At 68.3% G+C, this 18,424-nt stretch carries 16 protein-coding genes; 10 read left to right on the forward strand and 6 right to left on the reverse strand.

Annotation, left to right across the window (positions count from 1 at the left end; translation table 11 throughout):
* The first annotated feature begins 122 nt into the window (after nt 1-122).
* Together GOARA_RS03650 and GOARA_RS03655 are read left to right on the forward strand one after the other, a co-directional pair.
* On the forward strand, nt 123-2,111 hold the full coding sequence (locus tag GOARA_RS03650) for a thioredoxin domain-containing protein (RefSeq protein WP_007320941.1): 1,989 nt from the start codon (nt 123-125) through the stop codon (nt 2,109-2,111).
* Between the two features lie 252 nt (nt 2,112-2,363).
* Nucleotides 2,364-3,446: a 3-deoxy-7-phosphoheptulonate synthase gene (locus GOARA_RS03655; protein WP_007320942.1), complete on the forward strand. Its 1,083-nt coding sequence runs from the start codon at nt 2,364-2,366 to the stop codon at nt 3,444-3,446.
* Between the two features lie 27 nt (nt 3,447-3,473).
* On the opposite strand, the gene GOARA_RS03660 is transcribed toward GOARA_RS03655, so the two are convergent.
* From GOARA_RS03660 to trhA, 3 genes are all read right to left on the reverse strand, one after another.
* Nucleotides 3,474-4,883, reverse strand: coding sequence for a PepSY-associated TM helix domain-containing protein (locus GOARA_RS03660; protein WP_007320943.1), 1,410 nt, complete (start codon nt 4,881-4,883; stop codon nt 3,474-3,476).
* A gap of 82 nt (nt 4,884-4,965) precedes the next feature.
* Nucleotides 4,966-5,517: a hypothetical protein gene (locus GOARA_RS03665; RefSeq protein WP_007320944.1), complete on the reverse strand. Its 552-nt coding sequence runs from the start codon at nt 5,515-5,517 to the stop codon at nt 4,966-4,968.
* A 28-nt stretch (nt 5,518-5,545) separates the two neighbouring features.
* On the reverse strand, nt 5,546-6,220 hold the full coding sequence (gene trhA, locus GOARA_RS03670; protein WP_007320945.1) for a PAQR family membrane homeostasis protein TrhA: 675 nt from the start codon (nt 6,218-6,220) through the stop codon (nt 5,546-5,548).
* 60 nt (nt 6,221-6,280) lie between these two features.
* On the opposite strand from trhA, the gene GOARA_RS03675 reads away from it, so the two are divergent.
* A complete protein-coding gene (locus tag GOARA_RS03675) occupies nt 6,281-7,066 on the forward strand; it encodes an isoprenyl transferase (RefSeq protein ID WP_007320946.1) in 786 nt (261 codons plus the stop codon).
* A 36-nt stretch (nt 7,067-7,102) separates the two neighbouring features.
* A complete protein-coding gene (locus GOARA_RS03680) occupies nt 7,103-7,756 on the forward strand; it encodes a CYTH domain-containing protein (protein ID WP_007320947.1) in 654 nt (217 codons plus the stop codon).
* Here the strand turns inward: GOARA_RS03680 and GOARA_RS03685 are convergent, their stop codons facing one another.
* On the reverse strand, nt 7,757-8,329 hold the full coding sequence (locus tag GOARA_RS03685) for a TetR/AcrR family transcriptional regulator (RefSeq protein WP_040521625.1): 573 nt from the start codon (nt 8,327-8,329) through the stop codon (nt 7,757-7,759).
* A 53-nt stretch (nt 8,330-8,382) separates the two neighbouring features.
* On the opposite strand from GOARA_RS03685, the gene kstD reads away from it, so the two are divergent.
* Nucleotides 8,383-10,050 carry a 3-oxosteroid 1-dehydrogenase gene (gene kstD, locus GOARA_RS03690; RefSeq protein WP_007320949.1) on the forward strand — a complete coding sequence of 556 codons (1,668 nt, stop codon included), beginning with the start codon at nt 8,383-8,385 and terminating at the stop codon, nt 10,048-10,050.
* An 11-nt stretch (nt 10,051-10,061) separates the two neighbouring features.
* Here kstD and pdxR read toward each other — a convergent pair whose 3' ends face one another.
* Nucleotides 10,062-11,507: a MocR-like pyridoxine biosynthesis transcription factor PdxR gene (gene pdxR, locus GOARA_RS03695; protein WP_007320950.1), complete on the reverse strand. Its 1,446-nt coding sequence runs from the start codon at nt 11,505-11,507 to the stop codon at nt 10,062-10,064.
* Between the two features lie 94 nt (nt 11,508-11,601).
* Here pdxR and GOARA_RS03700 point away from each other — a divergent pair, with 94 nt between their 5' ends.
* Nucleotides 11,602-12,366 (forward strand): SDR family oxidoreductase, encoded by a 765-nt coding sequence (locus tag GOARA_RS03700; RefSeq protein WP_007320951.1) that lies wholly within the window; start codon nt 11,602-11,604, stop codon nt 12,364-12,366.
* Here the strand turns inward: GOARA_RS03700 and coaA are convergent.
* A complete protein-coding gene (coaA, locus tag GOARA_RS03705) occupies nt 12,352-13,290 on the reverse strand; it encodes a type I pantothenate kinase (RefSeq protein ID WP_007320952.1) in 939 nt (312 codons plus the stop codon). The two genes, GOARA_RS03700 and coaA, sit on opposite strands and share 15 nt — an antisense overlap.
* A gap of 92 nt (nt 13,291-13,382) precedes the next feature.
* Between coaA and GOARA_RS03710 the strand changes: the two genes are divergently transcribed.
* From GOARA_RS03710 to phoH2, 4 genes are all read left to right on the forward strand, one after another.
* Complete coding sequence (locus GOARA_RS03710; RefSeq protein ID WP_007320953.1) at nt 13,383-14,621, forward strand: hypothetical protein; 1,239 nt, start codon at nt 13,383-13,385, stop codon at nt 14,619-14,621.
* 46 nt (nt 14,622-14,667) lie between these two features.
* Nucleotides 14,668-15,945, forward strand: coding sequence for a serine hydroxymethyltransferase (gene glyA, locus GOARA_RS03715; RefSeq protein WP_040521668.1), 1,278 nt, complete (start codon nt 14,668-14,670; stop codon nt 15,943-15,945).
* A gap of 21 nt (nt 15,946-15,966) precedes the next feature.
* Entirely contained in the window at nt 15,967-16,836 is an 870-nt protein-coding gene (locus GOARA_RS03720) for an acyl-ACP desaturase (RefSeq protein ID WP_007320955.1), read from the forward strand.
* 255 nt (nt 16,837-17,091) lie between these two features.
* A complete protein-coding gene (gene phoH2, locus GOARA_RS03725; protein WP_007320956.1) occupies nt 17,092-18,378 on the forward strand; it encodes an RNA 5'-3' helicase PhoH2 in 1,287 nt (428 codons plus the stop codon).
* Nucleotides 18,379-18,424 lie beyond the last annotated feature (46 nt).

An 18,424-nucleotide genomic window follows, 5' to 3' on the forward strand; every position in this document is an offset into this window, starting at 1 on the left:
CCGGCCACCGCCACGCGTACTGGCATCGGCGTCCTAGGCTGGACGAAGGGAGTCGCACCAGGTTTCCCGGAGTCGTTCGTGTGTCACTCGCACGCGAGAACGCACTAGGCAGGAGTCATGGAATGGCCAACCGTCTCGCGACCGCGACGAGTCCTTACCTGCGCCAGCACGCGGACAACCCCGTCGAGTGGTGGGAATGGTGCGACGAGGCGTTCGCGGAGGCGGCTCGCCGCGACGTGCCGGTCCTGCTTTCCGTCGGGTACGCCGCCTGTCACTGGTGCCACGTCATGGCGCACGAGACCTTCGACGACGCCGCGCTCGCCGCGCAGATGAACGACGGATTCGTCTGCATCAAGGTCGACCGCGAGGAGCGCCCGGACATCGACGCGATCTATATGAACGCGACGATCGCCATGACCGGCCAGGGCGGCTGGCCGATGACCTGCTTCCTGACCCCCGAGGGCGAGCCGTTCTTCTGCGGCACCTATTACCCGCCGGCCCTGCGCAACGGGCAGCCCGGATTCGGCGAGGTGCTCGCCGCCATCGGCGAGACGTGGACTCAGCGGCGCGACGAGATCGACCGCGTCGCGGGTCAGGTCCGCGACCATCTGGCGCAGACGGCTTCCGGTCTGCCCGACGCGCAACTCCTCGTCGACGGTGATCTCGCACGGGCAGCCGTCGCGGCGTTGATCGCCGACGAGGACCCGATTCACGGCGGTCTCGGCCGCGCACCGAAGTTCCCGCCGTCGTCGTCGATGCTCGCCCTGCTGCGCCACGACGAGCGCACCGGGTCGCCGGAGGCGCGCGAAGTCGTCGAACGCGCCGCCGAGGCGATGGCCCGCGGGGGCATCTACGACCAGCTGGCCGGTGGATTCGCTCGCTACGCCGTCGACGAGGCCTGGGTGGTGCCGCACTTCGAGAAGATGCTCTACGACAACGCTCTGCTGCTGCGCTGCTATGTGCAACTCGCGCGGACCGAAGGCGCGGCACAAAGCCTGGCGACACGAGTCTGCGAGCAGACCGTCGCCTTCCTCGACGAGGCGCTGGGCACCGACGGCGGGTTCGCGTCCTCCCTCGACGCCGACACCGAGGGGGTCGAGGGCGCGACATACGTGTGGACTCCCGCCGAACTCGTCGATGTCCTCGGTGAGGATGACGGGGCCTGGGCGGCAACGGTTTTCGGGGTCACGGCGCAGGGAACTTTCGAGGAGGGCGCGTCGACGCTGCAGCTGGCGCAGCTTCCCGACGACGCCGAGAAATTCGGCCGGGTGGTCGCGGCGCTGCGGGCCGCCCGCGACGAGCGGCCGCAGCCGACGCGTGACGACAAGGTCGTCACCGTGTGGAACGCGCTCACGATCACCGCGCTGGTCGAGGCGGGCATCGGACTGCGCCGACCGGAGTGGGTGGCGCGTGCGGCATGGTGCGCCGACGAACTGGTGGGCAGGCACATCGTCGACGGCGAGTTACGCCGTGCGTCGCTCGGCGGCGTCGTCGGCGAGCCGCGCGGCATGCTCGACGACCATGCCGCGCTGTCGACCGCGTTGCTCTCGCTGTACGCCGCGACCGGCGAGAATCGCTGGCGCACAGCCGCGCTCGACCTGCTGGATCGTGCGATCGACGTGTTCGCCGATCCGGCGGAACCGGGCTCGTGGTTCGACGCTCCGGACGGCGGCGGGCTCATCGTGCGACCGCGCGACCCGGCCGACGGTGCGACGCCGTCCGGCTCGTCGTTGATGGCCGAAGCGCTGGTTCTGGCGTCGATGCTGGCCGAACCGGATGTGGCCGGACGGTACGGCGATCTCGCGGCGCAGACGCTGGGCCGGGCCGCGATTCTTCTCGACCGTGCGCCCCGCGCCGCCGGGCACTGGCTGACCGTCGTCGAGGGCTGGCTCGGTGGACCCACCCATGTCACCGCGTCGTCGGAGGAGATGCTGGCCCTCGCCCGCGACGCGGCGCCGAGCTATGCCGTGGTGACGGCTGCGGGAGACACAGGGTTCTCGGCGGACCAGCCGGCCGGCACCGTCCTGGTCTGTCGCGGGACGACGTGCTCCCTGCCGCTCGAAGATCCCGACGAGGTACGCCGCGAATTGCGCCAATTTCGTCCGCTGTAGAGGTCGGCGTGGTCACTGTGTCCTCGGTTACAGCCAGATCGGAAGAATTTGGTACCGTGGGCGACGTGAACAACAGCGTGCGCGCCTATTGGCGTTTTACCGAGGCTCCGGGTGAGCCTGCGGTGAAGCGTTAGTTTCGCGCGCACATTCCACATCCGGAGCCCGAGCAGTGACCGCATGGTCGCTGCTCTTGTCGTTTTCAGGGCTCCGACGCGGGGCCCACAGCGGGTACCAACGCGAGAGGCAAAGACCGTGACCACCACCCCTGACCTGACAGTGTCTGACCCCGCTGGGCAGACCTCGACCTCGGATCGGCGCATCCGGGCCTTCCGCCCGATTCCGACCCCCGACGCGCTGCGCAGCGAACTGCCGCTCACCGCTCGTCGCGCGGTCGCGGTGCAGAGCGACCGCGAAGAGATCGCCGACATCCTCGCCGGGCGCGACGACCGGCTGCTCGTCGTCGTCGGGCCGTGCTCGATTCACGACCCGGTCGCCGCGCTCGACTACGCGCGACGACTGGCGCCGCTGGCCGGCCAGTACGCCGACCGGCTGAAGATCGTCATGCGCGTGTACTTCGAGAAGCCGCGCACCACCGTCGGATGGAAGGGGCTCATCAACGACCCGGGTATGGACGGCAGCTTCGACGTCGAACGAGGCCTGCGCACGGCGCGTTCGCTGCTCCTCGACATCATCGACCTCGGTCTGCCGGTCGGCTGCGAATTCCTCGAGCCGAACAGCCCCCAGTACATCGCCGACGCCGTCGCGTGGGGCGCGATCGGGGCCCGCACCACCGAATCCCAAGTCCACCGTCAGTTGGCGTCGGGACTGTCGATGCCGGTCGGGTTCAAGAACGGCACCGACGGCAACGTCCAGGTCGCCGTCGACGGTGTGAAAGCCGCTGCGGCACAGCATGTCTTCTTCGGCCTGGACGACTTCGGAAACGGAGTGGTCGTCGAAACCGCGGGCAACAACGACTGTCACATCATCTTGCGCGGCGGGACCGGCGGGCCGAACTACGACGCCGAGTCGGTCGCCGCGGCGGTCGCGGTGCTGGGTAAGGCGGGTCTACCGCAGCGGGTGATGATCGACGCCTCGCATGCGAACTCCGGCAAAGATCATGTGCGCCAGGCGATCGTCGCCGCCGAAATCGCCGAGTTGGTCGCGGCCGGCGTTCAGATCAGCGGCGTCATGCTGGAGAGCTTCCTCATCGGCGGTGCTCAGTCGCCCGACGCCGCCGAACTGGTCTACGGCCAATCGGTCACCGACAAGTGCATGAGCTGGGACGCGACCGAGGATGTGCTGCGCGTGCTGGCGGCCGCCCCGACCCGGGCCTAGCGGAGGCCGGGGAAGCGGAGCCAGCTCTCAGGGATCGCTCGATGCAGTTCGCGCGCCGACGGTAGCCGACACCTCCGGATCGGATGATTCGGCGACCGGCGGCGTCGCGGCGAACCGGCCGACGGCGGCGTCGACGACCAGGAACGCCAGCAACGAGATCCCGAGCAACGGGACGAACCAGCCGACCAGGACTGTGGCTGCGATGAGCAGCGCGAAGGCCGTTCGGGAACGCCGGTCGGCGGCGACCGCGGCGGTGCGCCACGTACCTCGCTTCGGTGCACGGCCCGGGCGTGTTCCCGGGCCGCGTCGCCACCACATCAGGTAGCCGCGGACGATCACGGTTGTCAGCGCTGCCATCAGGGAGAAAAGGGCGAGTGCGCTGACCCACCCGAACAAGATGCCCATATGCAGCTGGATGGCCCAGTCGGTGAGCTTCGCCGGCCACGACCACTGCGAGAACGGCAGCTGTGCGGTGACGTGCATCGAGACGGGGTCGACGGCGATCGAGTCGACCGTGTAGCGCCACGGCTGCCGGGTCTGGGTGATGGTCACGGGGCTGCCGGCCTCGGTCGGCAGGGCGATCTCCACCCGTCCGTCGAGTCCGTGGTTGCGGGCTGTCGTCAGCAGATCATCGAGCCGGTCATCGTCCACCGCGACCACCGGGCCGTCGTGGTGGTGATGGCTGCTCGGAGCCGACGGCAAGGATGGACGCTGCCAACTGAGGTGACTGCGCAGATCGGCGATGTTGGCGCCCGCATACTGCGACCAGGTGAGCCCGGTCGCCGACAGGAAGACGACGCCGACGACCAGCCATACCCCGACCGCGCCGTGCCAATTCAGGGTGCGGGCACGCTGGTTTCCCCGACGCTCCACGACGCCGACGCGCCACCAGGGCGCGCCGGTGTTCCGCCGACGCGTGCGAAACCGGTTGAGCCACAAAGCCAATCCGCCGAGGGCGACCACCCACAGCCACGATGCGGCGAGTTCGCTGTAGACGCGTCCCGGCTCGCCGAGGTGCAGATTGCGGTGCAACTGGCTGATCCACGCGCGCATCGGCAGGGCGCCGTTGCTGCCGTAGGTCACACTGCTGCCCAGGACGCGCGCGCTTGCCGGGTCGACGAAGACGGTGCGCCGCTCGGACTCGCCGAGGCTCGGATCGGTGAAGTAGACCCGGGTTGTCTGGCCCGGCTCGGCCGCCGGGTCGACGGCGGTGACTTCGCCGTGTTGGGCGGCACGGGCGGACTCGACCTGGGCGGCGATCGTTCGCGGCGGGCCGTCGTGCTGGGTGGTCAGGAGGTCGCGGTAGACGACCGCTTCGGCCGAAGGGGCGAGGGCGTAGAGGCCGCCGCTCACGGTGGCGACGAGCAGGAACGGGGCGATGAGGATGCCGGCGTAGAAGTGCAGCCGGCGGATCAAGGGCAGGAGAGGGCGGAACATGTGGGACTCGATTCGGGTGCGTCAGGCGCGCACGCGTCGACGACCGCTGGTCCGCGGTCGGGGCAGTACGGGTGCGCTGCGGCTAGTGGGAGACGGGTGCGAAGGCAGCCGGTGGGCCGCGTCTGACGTGCCGATTGGCGGCGGCGAGCCGTGCGATGAGGGGCTCGTCGGAGACGATCGGCGTCCACGGACGGGCGGCGGGCAACGGCGGGAGGAACTCGGCGCGCAGCAGGCGGTGCAGGAGCCCGAGGGCCCGGCGCGTCGCGCGGTCGGCGGCGGCGACGAGAAGGGCGCCACCCGCGATGGCGAGAGCGTGCGCCGCCAGCATCGTCGCCGACGGCAGGTGCAGGCCGTGAGTGGTACCGACGGACATGGCCAGGTGACCGACGAGCTGCGAGGTGCCGAGGATGGCGAGTAGTGCACCGGTGCCGTTCACCCGGGGAAGTGCGGTCACGGTCGCGCCGATGACGGCGCAGACCGCCAGGAGGAAGACGAAGGTTCCGACGCCCGGTGTCTCGCCGGGCATCGCAAGGCTGTGGCCCGCGACGGCGGTCAGCCCCGCCACCCCGCCGACGGATACGCCGCGCACGGTGCGCAGGACCCGGTCGGGCTGCGGGGCGGCGACGGCGAGCATGGGTCGAGTCTACGACCGCCCGTCGGGGTCAGCGCAGCAGGAGGAGCCAGATGGCGATGTAGTGGGCGAGGGCGGCGACGACGGTGCAGGCGTGGAAGAACTCGTGGTGCCCGAAGGTCTCCGGCCACGGGTTGGGCCAGCGCAACGCGTAGAGGATGCCGCCGACGCTGTAGAGGACGCCACCGAGGACCAGCAGCGAGATGATCAGCCAGCCGGAGTACTCGATGAGCGTCGTCGCCTCGGCGATGATGACCCAGCCGAGGCCGATGTAGAGCGCGACACCGAGCCACCTCGGCGCTTCGGGCCACACGATCTTCAGCGTCATGCCGGCCAGGGCGCCGCCCCACACGACTCCCAGCACCCACCACCGCGTCGGCGACGGCAGCGCGAGGTAGGAGAACGGCGTGTACGACCCGGCGATGAACAGGAAGATCATCGAGTGGTCCGCGCGCTTCATCAGCTTGGCCGCGCGCTCGGACCCCCACTTGTGACGGTGATAGGTCGCGCTGATCGCGAAGAGCCCGAAAACGGTGATCCCGTAGATGGCGCAGGCGACGGCCGCGCCCCCGCCTTTGAGCAGCGCGGCGCCGGCGATCAGTGCGGCGACGGCGATCGTCGAGATCCACGCCGAGTACTGGTGGATCACGCCGCGAAGGCGCGGCTTGAATTCCAGGTGCACCGGGGTGGGGATCTCGGAGGTCATAAACCTACGGTACCGTAAGTTACTCCCGAGTTGGCAAACTCCGGCGTACAGTGAGTCGCGATGAAACTCATTCCGGAAACGCTGCGTACCCCGATGTACGCGGTCTATGAACGACGGCTCACGCAGCTGTTGGACCGGGAGCGTCTGCCCAAGCACGTCGCCATCATTTGCGACGGCAACCGGCGCTGGGCGCGCGAAGCGGGTTTCGAGGACGTCAGCCACGGTCACCGGGTCGGAGCGGCCCGCATCGCCGACATGCTGTCCTGGTGCGACGAGCTCGGCATCAGGACCGTGACGATCTACCTGCTCTCGACCGAGAACCTGCAGCGGCCGTCGGAAGAACTCGACGCGCTGATGGAGATCGTGCCCGACATCGTCGACGAGATCGCGGCGCCCGAGCGCGGGTGGCGGGTACGGCTCGTCGGCAACATCGATCAGCTGCCCGCCGCGGCCGCCCAACGGCTGAAGTCCGCGGCCGACCGCACGTCGGCGCATGACGACCGCCTCAACGTCAACGTCGCCGTCGGCTACGGAGGCCGCCAGGAGATCGTCGATTCGGTGCGCGACCTCCTCGCCGAGCACGTCTCGGCCGGCGATTCAGCCGAGCAGCTGATCGAAGCGGTCACCGTCGAAGCGATCGACCGCAACCTGTACACCAAAGGCCAGCCCGACCCCGACCTGGTGATCCGGACCTCCGGCGAACAGCGGCTGTCCGGGTTCCTCCTGTGGCAGAGCGCGTATTCGGAGATCTGGTTCACCGATGCCTACTGGCCGGAGTTCCGCCGGGTCGACTTTCTCCGCGCGCTGCGCGACTACGGCGCGCGGAATCGCCGATTCGGCCGGTAACCGCGGATCTGCTGGTCGTCGCACTAGATTTGAAACATGTACGACGATGCCGACGAGCGCGAGGCCATAGCCGACCTCGGCGACTTCGAGTTCGAGCGCAAGTTCTTGCTGCGGGATCTGCCGTCCGAGGGGGCGAGCGACCCGACCCCGACGCTGATAGTCCAGGCCTACGTCTTCGCCGAGGACGGCTTCGCCGTGCGGGTGCGCATCAGCGGCGCGGCCTCCTCGGTGGACCTCGACCTGCCGCCCCGGGATCTGCCCGAGGCCCTCACCGCACTGCCCGACGCGGTTGGGACCATCGGGGTGAAAGGGCCGGCGGTGTCGGGGACGAGGTACGAGGCCGAGCGGGAGATCGACTCGCTGGTCGCCGGATCGATCGCCGGCCGGGCGTCGGCGCTGATCGCCAAGGTGCGCTACTCGATGTGGATGGGGGAGGACGGCTGGGTCGTCGACCGCTTCCTCGCCGACAATGCTCCGCTGCTGGTCGGTGAGGTCGAGCGCGCCCGGCCGGTGACCGATTTGGCCATCCCGGACTTCTGCGTGACAGAAGTCTCGGAGGACTCGCGATTCGGCAACGAGTACCTGGCGCACCACCCTTTCCCGACATGGGCTGCCGAGTTCGCCGACGAGTACCGGTTGCTCGGCCCGGGCTTCATGCAGTCTCTGGGGGAGAACCGCTTTGAGCGCTGATTACCGGTTGCGCGCCGCCAGCGCCGCATCGATGTAGTCCACCAGCGGCGCGTTGTCGCCCGCCGTCATCCACCGCCGATACCCGAATTCGACGACGGCGAGTACCGATATCACCAGCACGCCGGGGCGGAAATCGTCCTCGGCGGTTCGAAGCCGATGCGCCGTGATGGCGATGAGTTGTTCCCGGTCGTCATCATCGATCATCTGGACGCGGTCGAGAATCCCGGGGACTTGCGCGATGATCGCCCGCCAGTTGGCCGGCTCGGCGTCGCTCAACGATTGCGTCTGCTCGCGTATCGCTGCGACGAGAGCGGCTTCCGGGTCCGAGTCTTGGCTGGCGCGAAATCGTTCGAGAATCGCGGCGCTGCTGGCCCGGACCGGGCGCAGCAGCAGATCGTCTTTGGTCGGCACGTGCCGGTAGTACGTGCTCGGTGATACCCCGGCAGCGGACGCGATCTCGTCGGTCGTGACGGCGTCGTAGCCGCGTTCGCCGAATAGCCGGAGTGCGGCTGCGTCGATGCTTCGGCGAACTTCCTCGCGCTGCCTAGCGCGGAGCGGGGGGAGAGACGTCACTCCGCCACTCTGGCATATTGCGCCGCGCCCGCGCACGTGATAGTTACTATCATATGGATAGTAACTATCAGGCAGATGTGGTCGTCGTTGGTTCCGGCGCAGCCGGCATGACCGCAGCGATCACGGCGGCGCGTAGCGGCATGAAGGTTGTGCTGGTCGAGAAGTCGAACCGATGGGGTGGATCCACAGCCCGGTCGGGCGGTGGCATCTGGATCCCGGGCAACGACGTTCTCGCCGCTTCCGCGGGGATCGACAGCATCGACGACGCCCGGCGCTACCTTCATGCCCTGGCCGGCGACGTCGTCGACGTTGAGAAGCTCGATACCTACATTGATCGAGGTCCGGAGGCTCTGCGCGCACTGTGCGAGTGGACGCCGCTGCGACTGATGTGGGTGGACGGATACTCGGACTATTTGCCTGAACTGCCCGGCGGCCGTGCCGAGGGGCGGTCGGTAGAACCGCGGCCGTTCGATGTGCGGACGTTGGGCGACGACTACGCCACGATGGAACCGTTCTACACAAAGACTCCACTCAACGTGGTGGTGACTCAAGGCGACTACAAATGGTTGAGCACGGGCACGCGGCATTGGCGGGGTCCGGTACGCATGCTGAAGATCGCAGGTCGAACGGCGATCGCCCGTTTGCGCGGACAGCGGCTCGTGGGGCTCGGGGGCGCCCTCGTCGGGCCTTTGATGATCGGCGTCCGCCAGGCAGGGGTGTCGGTTCGGCTCGGTTGCGGCATGAGGGAACTGATTCAGATCGACGGCCAGGTGACCGGAGTGGTCCTCGACACTGGTGAACAACTCATCGCGAAGCGCGGCGTGATCCTCGGGTGTGGAGGCTTCGACCATAACGAGGCGATGCGCAGGCAATACCACCGAGCGCCGGCGGGGACGACGTACTCTCTTGGCGCGACGGCAAACACCGGTGACGGGATCACGGCGGCCACCGAAGTCGGAGCCGGGGTGGACCTGATGGACGACGCGTGGTGGGCGCCCTCGATTCCGCTTGCGAGTGGACCGTGGTTCGCCCTCTCCGAGCGCTCGCTTCCCCGCAGCCTCATCGTCAATGATCGGGGAGTTCGATTCATGAACGAGTCACTTCCCTATGTGGAAGCGACCCACGCCATGTTCGGTGGGGAGCACGGGAGCGGCGCGGGGCCCGCCGAGAATCTTCCGGCCTGGATGATTTTCGATCAGGGTTACCGTGACCGCTACGTCTTCGCCGGTCGGCCGGCGAAGACGCCGCTACCGCAGAAATGGTTCGACAGTGGAGCTCTCGTGCGAGCCGATTCGATCCCCGAACTGGCGGTGCGCCTCTCGCTGCCCGGCGACGCGCTGGCGGCAACAATCGCGCGATTCAACGAGTTTGCCCGCGCCGGCGTCGACGAGGATTTCGGGCGGGGTGCCTCCGCCTACGACCGCTACTACGGCGACATCACGAACAAGCCCAACCCCGGCCTTGGGGTGCTCGACAAGCCGCCCTACTATGCCGCCGAATTCGTGCCGGCCGACCTCGGCACCAAAGGTGGCTTGGTTACCGACGCGCGAGCCCGAGTCCTCCGTGCAGACGCATCGGTGATTGGCGGACTGTATGCGTCGGGGAACGTGTCTTCGGCGGTCATGGGGCATACGTACGCGGGGCCAGGCGCCACGATCGGACCCGCTATCGTCTTCGGGTACCTGGCGGCGCGTGATGTGGTGGAGGCCGCGAGTCGGTAGCGCACCACGCTTCACGCGATGTCGCGCAACAGACTTGTCAGCGCCGCGACGTCGGTTGTGTAAGACGAGGCCGACGGCGTGCCAAACCCGACGACTAATCCGTGCCGCGGCGGATCGGTCGCCGCGGGGTGAGCGAAGAACGAGAGTGCAGTTACGCCGATGTCGCGCTCGATCGCGGCCCTGATCAGGGCCGACTCTCGATCGGCGGTCGTCGCAATCACCGCGTGTAGACCGCCGGCGATTCCGGAAACGTTGATGCCGATCTCGGCGAGCGCCGCGATCAGCTGGTCGCGGCGCCGCCGGTAGAACTGTCGGGTCCGCCGGATATGTCGGTCGTAGGCACCGGAGTTGATCATCTCGGCCAGGACCAGTTGGTCCACGATGCTCGCATCTGGCTCGCGAAGCCCCTTTGACCAGGCGACCTGCTCGACGAGCCGGTGCGGTAGAACCAGCCAGCCGATCCGTACCGACGGCGACAGCGTCTTGCTCACCGAGCCGGTATACGCGACGACGTCGGGGCCGAGTGCTTGGAGGGCGCCGACACGGTCGCGTGCATAGCGGTACTCGCCGTCGTAGTCGTCCTCGACGACCAATCCGCTGGTCCGTCTGGCCCAATCGATGACCGCGGTGCGACGCGCCGGGGATAGCGACACGCCGGTGGGTGACTGATGGCTCGGGGTGAGGAGCACCGATGTCGCCCGCGGCGGAATCGCGTCGATGACCGCACCGTGGTCATCGAGCGGTACGGGGATCGTTGCTGCGCCGCGTTCTTCGATCGCCTCGCGATGAAACATCAGCCCGTGGCTCTCGACCGCCACTGATCGTCCGAGTACCGCCGGCGTCAGCAGTCGAAGCGAGTACTGGACGGCCGGTGTGAGGACGATCTGGTCCGCCTCGGCAAGTACCCCGCGAGCGCGGGCGAGGTAGTGTGCCAGCGCCGTGCGCAACTCCCAACTGCCGTGGGGTGGACACGGGTCGAAGGCGCTGTCCGGTGCGGTTCCGAGCGCGTGTCGGGTAGCGGTGATCCAATCGGCCCGGGGGAATCTGCCTGCATTCGGCTGACCGGTGAGAAAGTTGTGCCGCGGGGGTGTGGCAGTCGCCGACGACCTGGCTGCCGGCATCGGTGGGGTGGCGGTCACCCGTTCGGCGACCCGCGTGCCTGCGCCCTGGCGTGCCACTAGCCAACCTTCGGCGATCAGATCCGAATAGGCCGCCGCGGCTGTGCCCCTCGCGATGCCGAGGTCGGCGGCAAGCGAGCGATACGGCGGTAGGCGGCTGCCGGCCGTTAGCCGGCCGTCGGTGATGGCGGCACGCAGGGATTCGGCCAGGTCGCGGCGCTGTCGGGCACCGCGGCCGCGCGACGGTCCGTCCGCGACGAAGTCCAGATGCAGATCGGTGCCGGTGCTCGCCGCTGTGCCCCAAGCCTTGTTAGTCAGAGAATTGGCCCGATTATTCATAGGGTGATTGAACCATTTATCTGATTCAATCAGCCTCTATCCTGAGGGGGGATCGCAGTTGTGATCGGGATGGCTAGGGAGAAAGGGGCCGGCAGTGAAAGCAGTCGTGCTCGGGGCGACCGGAACGATGGGCGCCCTCGTGAGCAACCAGTTGGGTGAGCGCGGAGTCACCGTCGTGGAGGCGCACCGTGGCAGCGGGGTCGACGCGCGGACCGGTGCCGGATTGGCCGAAGCGGTCGACGGCGCCGACGTCGTCATCGACTGCCTCAACCTGACCACGATGTCGGCCGCGAAGGCGAAGGAGTTTTTTGCCCAGGCCGCCACCAACGTCGCCGAGGCGGCGACCGCGGCGGGAGCCCGCGTCGTCTGCTTGTCGATCTGCAATGCCGCCGATCCCGCCGTCAATCGTCGAATGGGCTACTACCAGGGCAAAGCCGCTCAAGAGCAGACTTACCGCGACATCCTCGGCAACCGGCTGACGGTCGTGCGGACCACGCAGTGGTTCGAGCTGGCGGCCACGATGACCGATCAGATGTCTGTGGGTCCCATCGCGGTCATGCCGCATATGGTGACCGCGCCGATGGCCGCCAGCGACGGCGCGGCGGTCATCGCCGACGCGGCGTTGGGTACCGCGCACCAGGGGCGGCCGGTGGTCGAGGTCCGCGGTCCCGAACAGCTCGACCTGGTCGATGTCGCTCGGGCGCTGCGCGGAGTCCGGGGGGCTCGCGGGCCGCTGATCCCGATCCGCTTCGGCGGCCGGGCGCTGCGCGACGGCAGCCTCATTCCGCAGCATCCCGACGTCGTCACCGCGATGACGCTGGATCAATGGCTCAAGGGTGAGAACTCACAGCTTGCGTAGCCGGACCCGGTTGATCGAGTGATCGGAATCCTTGCGCAGGACGAGGTCGGCGCGGGGACGGGTCGGGAGGATGTTCTCCACCAGGTTGGGGCGGTTGATCGACGTCCAGATGTCCCGCGCGGCGGCGGTGGCCTGGACATCGTTGAGCCCGGCGTAGGAGTGGAAGTGCGAGTTCGGGTCGGCGAAGGACGTGGTGCGCATCTGCAGGAAGCGCGAGATGTACCACTTCTCGATGTCGGAGGTCTTCGCGTCGACGTAGACGGAGAAGTCGAACAGATCCGAGACCATCAGCGTCGGGCCGGTCTGGAGCACGTTGAGGCCCTCGATGATGAGGATGTCGGGCTGGCGGACGTAGTGGTTGACGTCAGGGACGATGTCGTAGGTCAGGTGCGAGTAGACCGGCGCGGTCACCTCGCGCGCTCCGGACTTGACCTCGGTGACGAACCGCAGCAGCGCGCGGCGGTCATAGGACTCCGGAAAGCCCTTGCGGTGCATGATGCCGCGTCGTTCGAGCTCGCGCGTCGGATAGAGGAAGCCGTCGGTTGTGACGAGGTCGACCTTCGGATGGGTGTCCCATCGGGCCAGCAGGGTCGCCAGTAGGCGCGCGGTCGTTGATTTGCCGACGGCGACGCTGCCGGCGATTCCGATGACGAACGGCACCTGGCGAGACGTCTGCAGTTCGCCCAGGAAGGTCGAGGTCGCGGCGTAGAGGCGTTGGCGCGCGGCGACGCGCAGGTGGATCAGACGCGACAGCGGCAGGTAGACGTCGGCGACCTCGGCGAGGTCGAGGCGCTCGCCCAGGCCGGCGATCGCGTCGAGCTCGTTCTGGGTCAGCACCATGGGCATGGATTCGCGCAGCTCGCGCCACTGTCGGCGGTCGAGCTCGAGGTACAGGCTGGGGTCGCGCCCAGAGGATCGCTTCACCGGCGCTCCTGGAGGCGTCCGCGAATCCCTGGTCCGAATCCGAACGGCATCAATCAAGCGTATTTGTCCGGTCCGAACCGCCGCCACGCGGGATGGCCGATTGTGGAAAGCTCGGCATCGTGAACCCCCGCGACGACGACGAGATCGTCACCGAGTACCTCCGCATCGGCCTCGCCTTCGACTTGCTCGAAGAGGGATTCGTCGACGCCTACACCGGCGATCCCGCACTCGTCGCGCAGGTCCGCGACGAGCCCCGGCCCGATCCGGCCGTGCTGGCCCGACGGGCCGCCGCCCTGCGCGACCGACTGCCCGGCGGACTGCCCGCCGACCGTGCGGAGTTCCTGGCGTCACACCTGCGAGCGCTGGAGTGTTCGGCGCGCAAGTTCGCCGGTGAGGACATCGGCTTCGTCGACGAGGTGCGGGCCTACTTCGACGTCGACATCGCGCCGCAGGACCCCGATGTCTACCGCCAGGCGCACCGGGCACTCGCCGATGCGCTCGGGGTCGCCGACGACCCGGCGACGCTGCGCGACGCGTATCGCGCCTACCGGAAGTCCACCGAGATCCCCGCCGACCGCCTCGCCGACTGCGTCGACGCCTTCGCCTCGGCGTTGCGCGACGAGGTGCGCAAGACCGTCGACCTCCCCGTCGAGGAGACCGTCGACTTCGAGATCGTCTCCGACCAGCCGTGGTCCGGGTTCAACTACTACCTGGGCGGATATCGCTCTCGCGTCGCCATCAACACCGATGTACCCCAGCATCTCGCGGCGTTGCCGCATCTGGTCGCACACGAGGCCTACCCGGGCCACCACACCGAGCATTGCCGCAAGGAGAAACTCCTGGTCGGGGGCGGGCAGCGCGAGCAGACCATCTTCCTGGTCAATACACCGCAGTGCCTGATGGCCGAAGGACTGGCCGATCACGCCCTGCGTGCCGCGATGGGCCCGGACTGGCCGTTGTGGGCCGAGACGATCTATGCCGACCTGGGGCTCCGGTTCGACGCGCGGAAGGCGACCGCGGTGGGGGAGGCGACGGCGGATCTGCTCGCCGTGCGCCAGGACGCCGCGCTGCTGCTGCACGACCGTGGAGCTGGACCGGACGAAGTCGCCGCTTTCCTCGCGACCTGGCTGCTGGTCGGCGAGGACCGGGCGCGGCAGATGCTGCGGTTCCTGACGTCACCGCTGTGGCGCGCCTACATCAGCACCTACGTCGAGGGCTACCGATTGCTCGGGGAGTGGCTCGACGCCGGCGACGACCGGCCGGCGAGGTTCAACCGCCTTCTCGACGAGCCGCTGACCCCGGCGCTGCTGAGGGCGGAGTTGGCCAACTAAACTCGCCGGTATGGCTGAGGCGAATGAAGCAACGTCGGTGAACACGATGTCCCTGGCGGAGCTCGACCCGGATGTCGCCGCGGCGATGAACGGCGAGCTCTCCCGCCAGCGCGACACCCTGGAAATGATCGCGTCGGAGAACTTCGTGCCCCGCGCGGTGCTCCAGGCGCAGGGCAGCGTGCTGACCAACAAATACGCCGAGGGCTACCCCGGCCGCCGCTACTACGGCGGCTGCGAATACGTCGACGTGGTGGAGGACATCGCACGCGACCGGGCGAAGGAGTTGTTCGGCGCGGAGTTCGCCAACGTGCAGCCCCACTCGGGCGCGCAGGCCAACGCCGCCGTGCTGATGACGCTGATGGAGCCGGGCGAGACCCTGATGGGCCTCGACCTCGCCCACGGCGGGCACCTCACCCACGGGATGCGGCTGAACTTCTCGGGCAAGCTCTACGAGAACGTCTTCTACGGCGTCAGCAAGGAAGACTTCCGCGTGGACATGGACGAGGTGCGCAAGATCGCCCTCGACACCAAGCCGAAGGTCATCTGCGCCGGCTGGTCGGCTTACCCGCGCACCCTCGACTTCGCCGCCTTCCGCGAGATCGCCGACGAGGTGGGTGCGCACCTGTGGGTCGACATGGCCCACTTCGCCGGACTGGTCGCCGCCGGGCTGCACCCCAACCCGGTGCCGCACGCCGACGTCGTGTCGACCACCGTGCACAAAACGCTCGGTGGCCCCCGCTCCGGGCTGATCCTGGCGAAGAAGGACTTCGCGAAAAAGCTGAACTCCTCGGTGTTCCCCGGGCAGCAGGGCGGGCCGCTGATGCACGTCATCGCCGGCAAGGCCGTCGCCCTGAAGATCGCCGCGGGCGAGGAGTTCAAGGAGCGCCAGCAGCGCACCCTCTCGGGTGCGAAGATCCTGGCCGACCGTCTCACCGGATCCGATGTCGCCGACGCCGGCGTCTCGGTGCTCACCGGCGGCACCGACGTGCACCTGGTCCTCGTCGATCTGCGGAACAGCCCGCTCGACGGTCAGCAGGCCGAAGACCTGCTGCACGAGGTGGGGATCACCGTCAACCGCAACGCGGTGCCGTTCGATCCGCGACCGCCGATGGTCACCTCGGGACTGCGCATCGGCACGCCGGCGCTGGCCACCCGAGGTTTCGGCGACGAGCAGTTCACCGAGGTCGCCGACATCATCGCGACGGCGCTCGCGGCCGGAACGTCGGCCGACACGTCGGCCTTGCGCGCCCGTGTCTCCAACCTCGCATTGGACTTCCCGCTGTACGACGGGCTCGAGCAGTGGGGACTCATGAGCCGGGTCTGACACCGGGTATCCTGGTCGACTGTGAGCATTCTGGAAATCGACGAACTCGTCATTGCCCTCGAGAAGGCCCTCCCCGAACTGTCGGAGGAGCACCAAGCCGACGCGACCCCGTGGCAGCCGCATGACTGGGTTCCGTGGGACCTCGGCCGGAACTTCGCCTTCCTCGGCGGTAAGGACTGGGAGCCGTCGGATAGCGACACCTCCGACGAGGTGCGCGCCGGGCTGCTGGCCCTGCTGCTGCTCAAAGACAACCTGCCCTCGTACCACCGCCTGCTGGCGATGTACTTCCCGGCGTTCTCCGACTGGCGCGCATTGGTCGGCACCTGGACGGCCGAGGACAACCGCCACGCGATCGTGCTGCGCGACTACCTGGTCGTCACCCGCGCCCTCGATCCGGTCGACGCCGAGAACCGTCGTCGGATCCATGTGGTCGCCGGCTACCGCCAGCGCGAGGAAGAGATCGCCGACCTGCGGCCGATGGACGTGCTCGCCCTGCTCGCGGTGCACGAGCTGCAGACCGTCGGCTTCACCGAGAAGCTTCGCGGCGTCGTCGTGGACGACGTGCTGGCGCAGATCCTCACCAAGATCGCGGCCGACGACGCGTCGCAGGCCCGCTACTTCATCGGTTTCCTCGGCGCGGGCCTCGTGGCCGACCAGGACGCGACCGTGTTGGCCATCGATTGGGCGCTGAGCAACATCGACACCATCGGTGCCGACATCGCCGACTTCGACGAGCAGCGCAACCTGTTCGCCCACTATGAGGGTCCGGAGACGCACGCGGAGATCGCCAAGGCCATCGTCGACGGCGTCAAGCTGGAGAGTGTCGACGGGTTGTCGGAGGCGGCCGACGCCGCCAAGAAGCGGATTCTCGCCCTCGCGAACAGCGCGTAGCTCCCCGCCGTTTGCATAAAGTTCACACGCGGGCGCGGCGCGCCACCGCGCATCGTCGCCCGGTCGGCGTAGCGTCGGAAGCGATGGACCGCAGGGGAAGTGGTTCATCCGGGAGGTTCGATCGTGGAGTTCAGCGACACGAGGGGACCGGCCCCGGTCCTCGGCTCGCGCGGCTAGCCCAGTCGCAACGGCACGGATCGTCCGGTCACCTGTAACACCTGTCGGCGCGGGTGCCGCACCGGCGTAGGAGTCCACGTGACTACTCGCACCTATGTCCTCGACACCTCTGTGCTGCTCTCCGACCCGAAGGCCGTCACGCGCTTCGACGAGCATCATGTGGTGTTGCCGCTGGTCGTCATCAGCGAGCTGGAGGGCAAACGCCACCACCACGAACTCGGCTGGTTCGCCCGGGAGGCGTTGCGCCTTCTCGACGATCTGCGCGGTGAGTTCGGCCGGCTCGACGAACCGATCCCCATCGGCGAAGTCGGCGGCACCCTGCAAGTCGAGCTGAACCACACCGACCCGGCCGTCCTGCCGAGCGGATTTCGCACCGACGACAACGACTCCCGCATCCTGGCCTGTGCGCTGAACCTGCGCGCCGAGGGGCGCAACGTCACCCTGGTCACCAAGGACACGCCGCTGCGGGTCAAGGCGGGAGCCGTCGGTCTGGCCGCCGACGAGTACCACGCCCAGGACGTCGTCGTCTCCGGGTGGAGCGGGATGACCGAGCTGGAGGTGAGCGCGGCGCAGATCGACGCGCTCTTCGAAGAAGGCGTGATCGATCTCGACGAGGCGCGCGACCTGCCGTGCCACACGGGTATCCGATTGGTCGGCGGGTCCAGTGCGCTGGGCAGGGTGAACGCGGACAAACGGGTGCAGCTGGTGCGCGGTGACCGCGAGGCCTTCGGGCTGCACGGCCGTTCCGCCGAGCAGCGCGTCGCGCTCGACCTGCTGCTCGACGACACGGTCGGGATTGTCTCCCTCGGCGGCAAGGCCGGCACCGGCAAGTCGGCGCTCGCCCTGTGCGCCGGGCTGGAGGCGGTCCTGGAGCGGCGGACCCATCGCAAGGTCGTCGTGTTCCGGCCGCTCTACGCGGTCGGCGGGCAGCAGCTCGGCTATCTGCCCGGGAGCGAGGCCGAGAAGATGGGGCCGTGGGCGCAGGCCGTCTTCGACACGCTGGAGGGCCTGGCGTCGACGGAGGTCATCGACGAGGTCGCCTCGCGCGGCATGCTCGAGGTGCTGCCGCTGACGCATATCCGCGGGCGGTCGCTGCACGATTCCTTCGTCATCGTCGACGAGGCGCAGTCGTTGGAGCGCAACGTGCTGCTGACCGTGCTGTCGCGGCTGGGCTCCGGCTCGCGGGTGGTCTTGACCCATGATGTCGCACAGCGCGACAACCTGCGCGTGGGACGCCACGACGGTGTCGCGGCGGTGATCGAGAAGCTCAAGGGACATCCGCTGTTCGCGCACATCACGCTGACCCGTTCGGAGCGCTCGCCGATCGCGGCGCTGGTGACCGACATGCTCGAAGAATTCACGTAGGCCCCGGAACCGATCACCGGCAAAGTCAGACCCCGACACCTCGCGG

It is taken from the genome of Gordonia araii NBRC 100433 (genome assembly GCF_000241265.1).
GTDB lineage: Bacteria > Actinomycetota > Actinomycetes > Mycobacteriales > Mycobacteriaceae > Gordonia > Gordonia araii.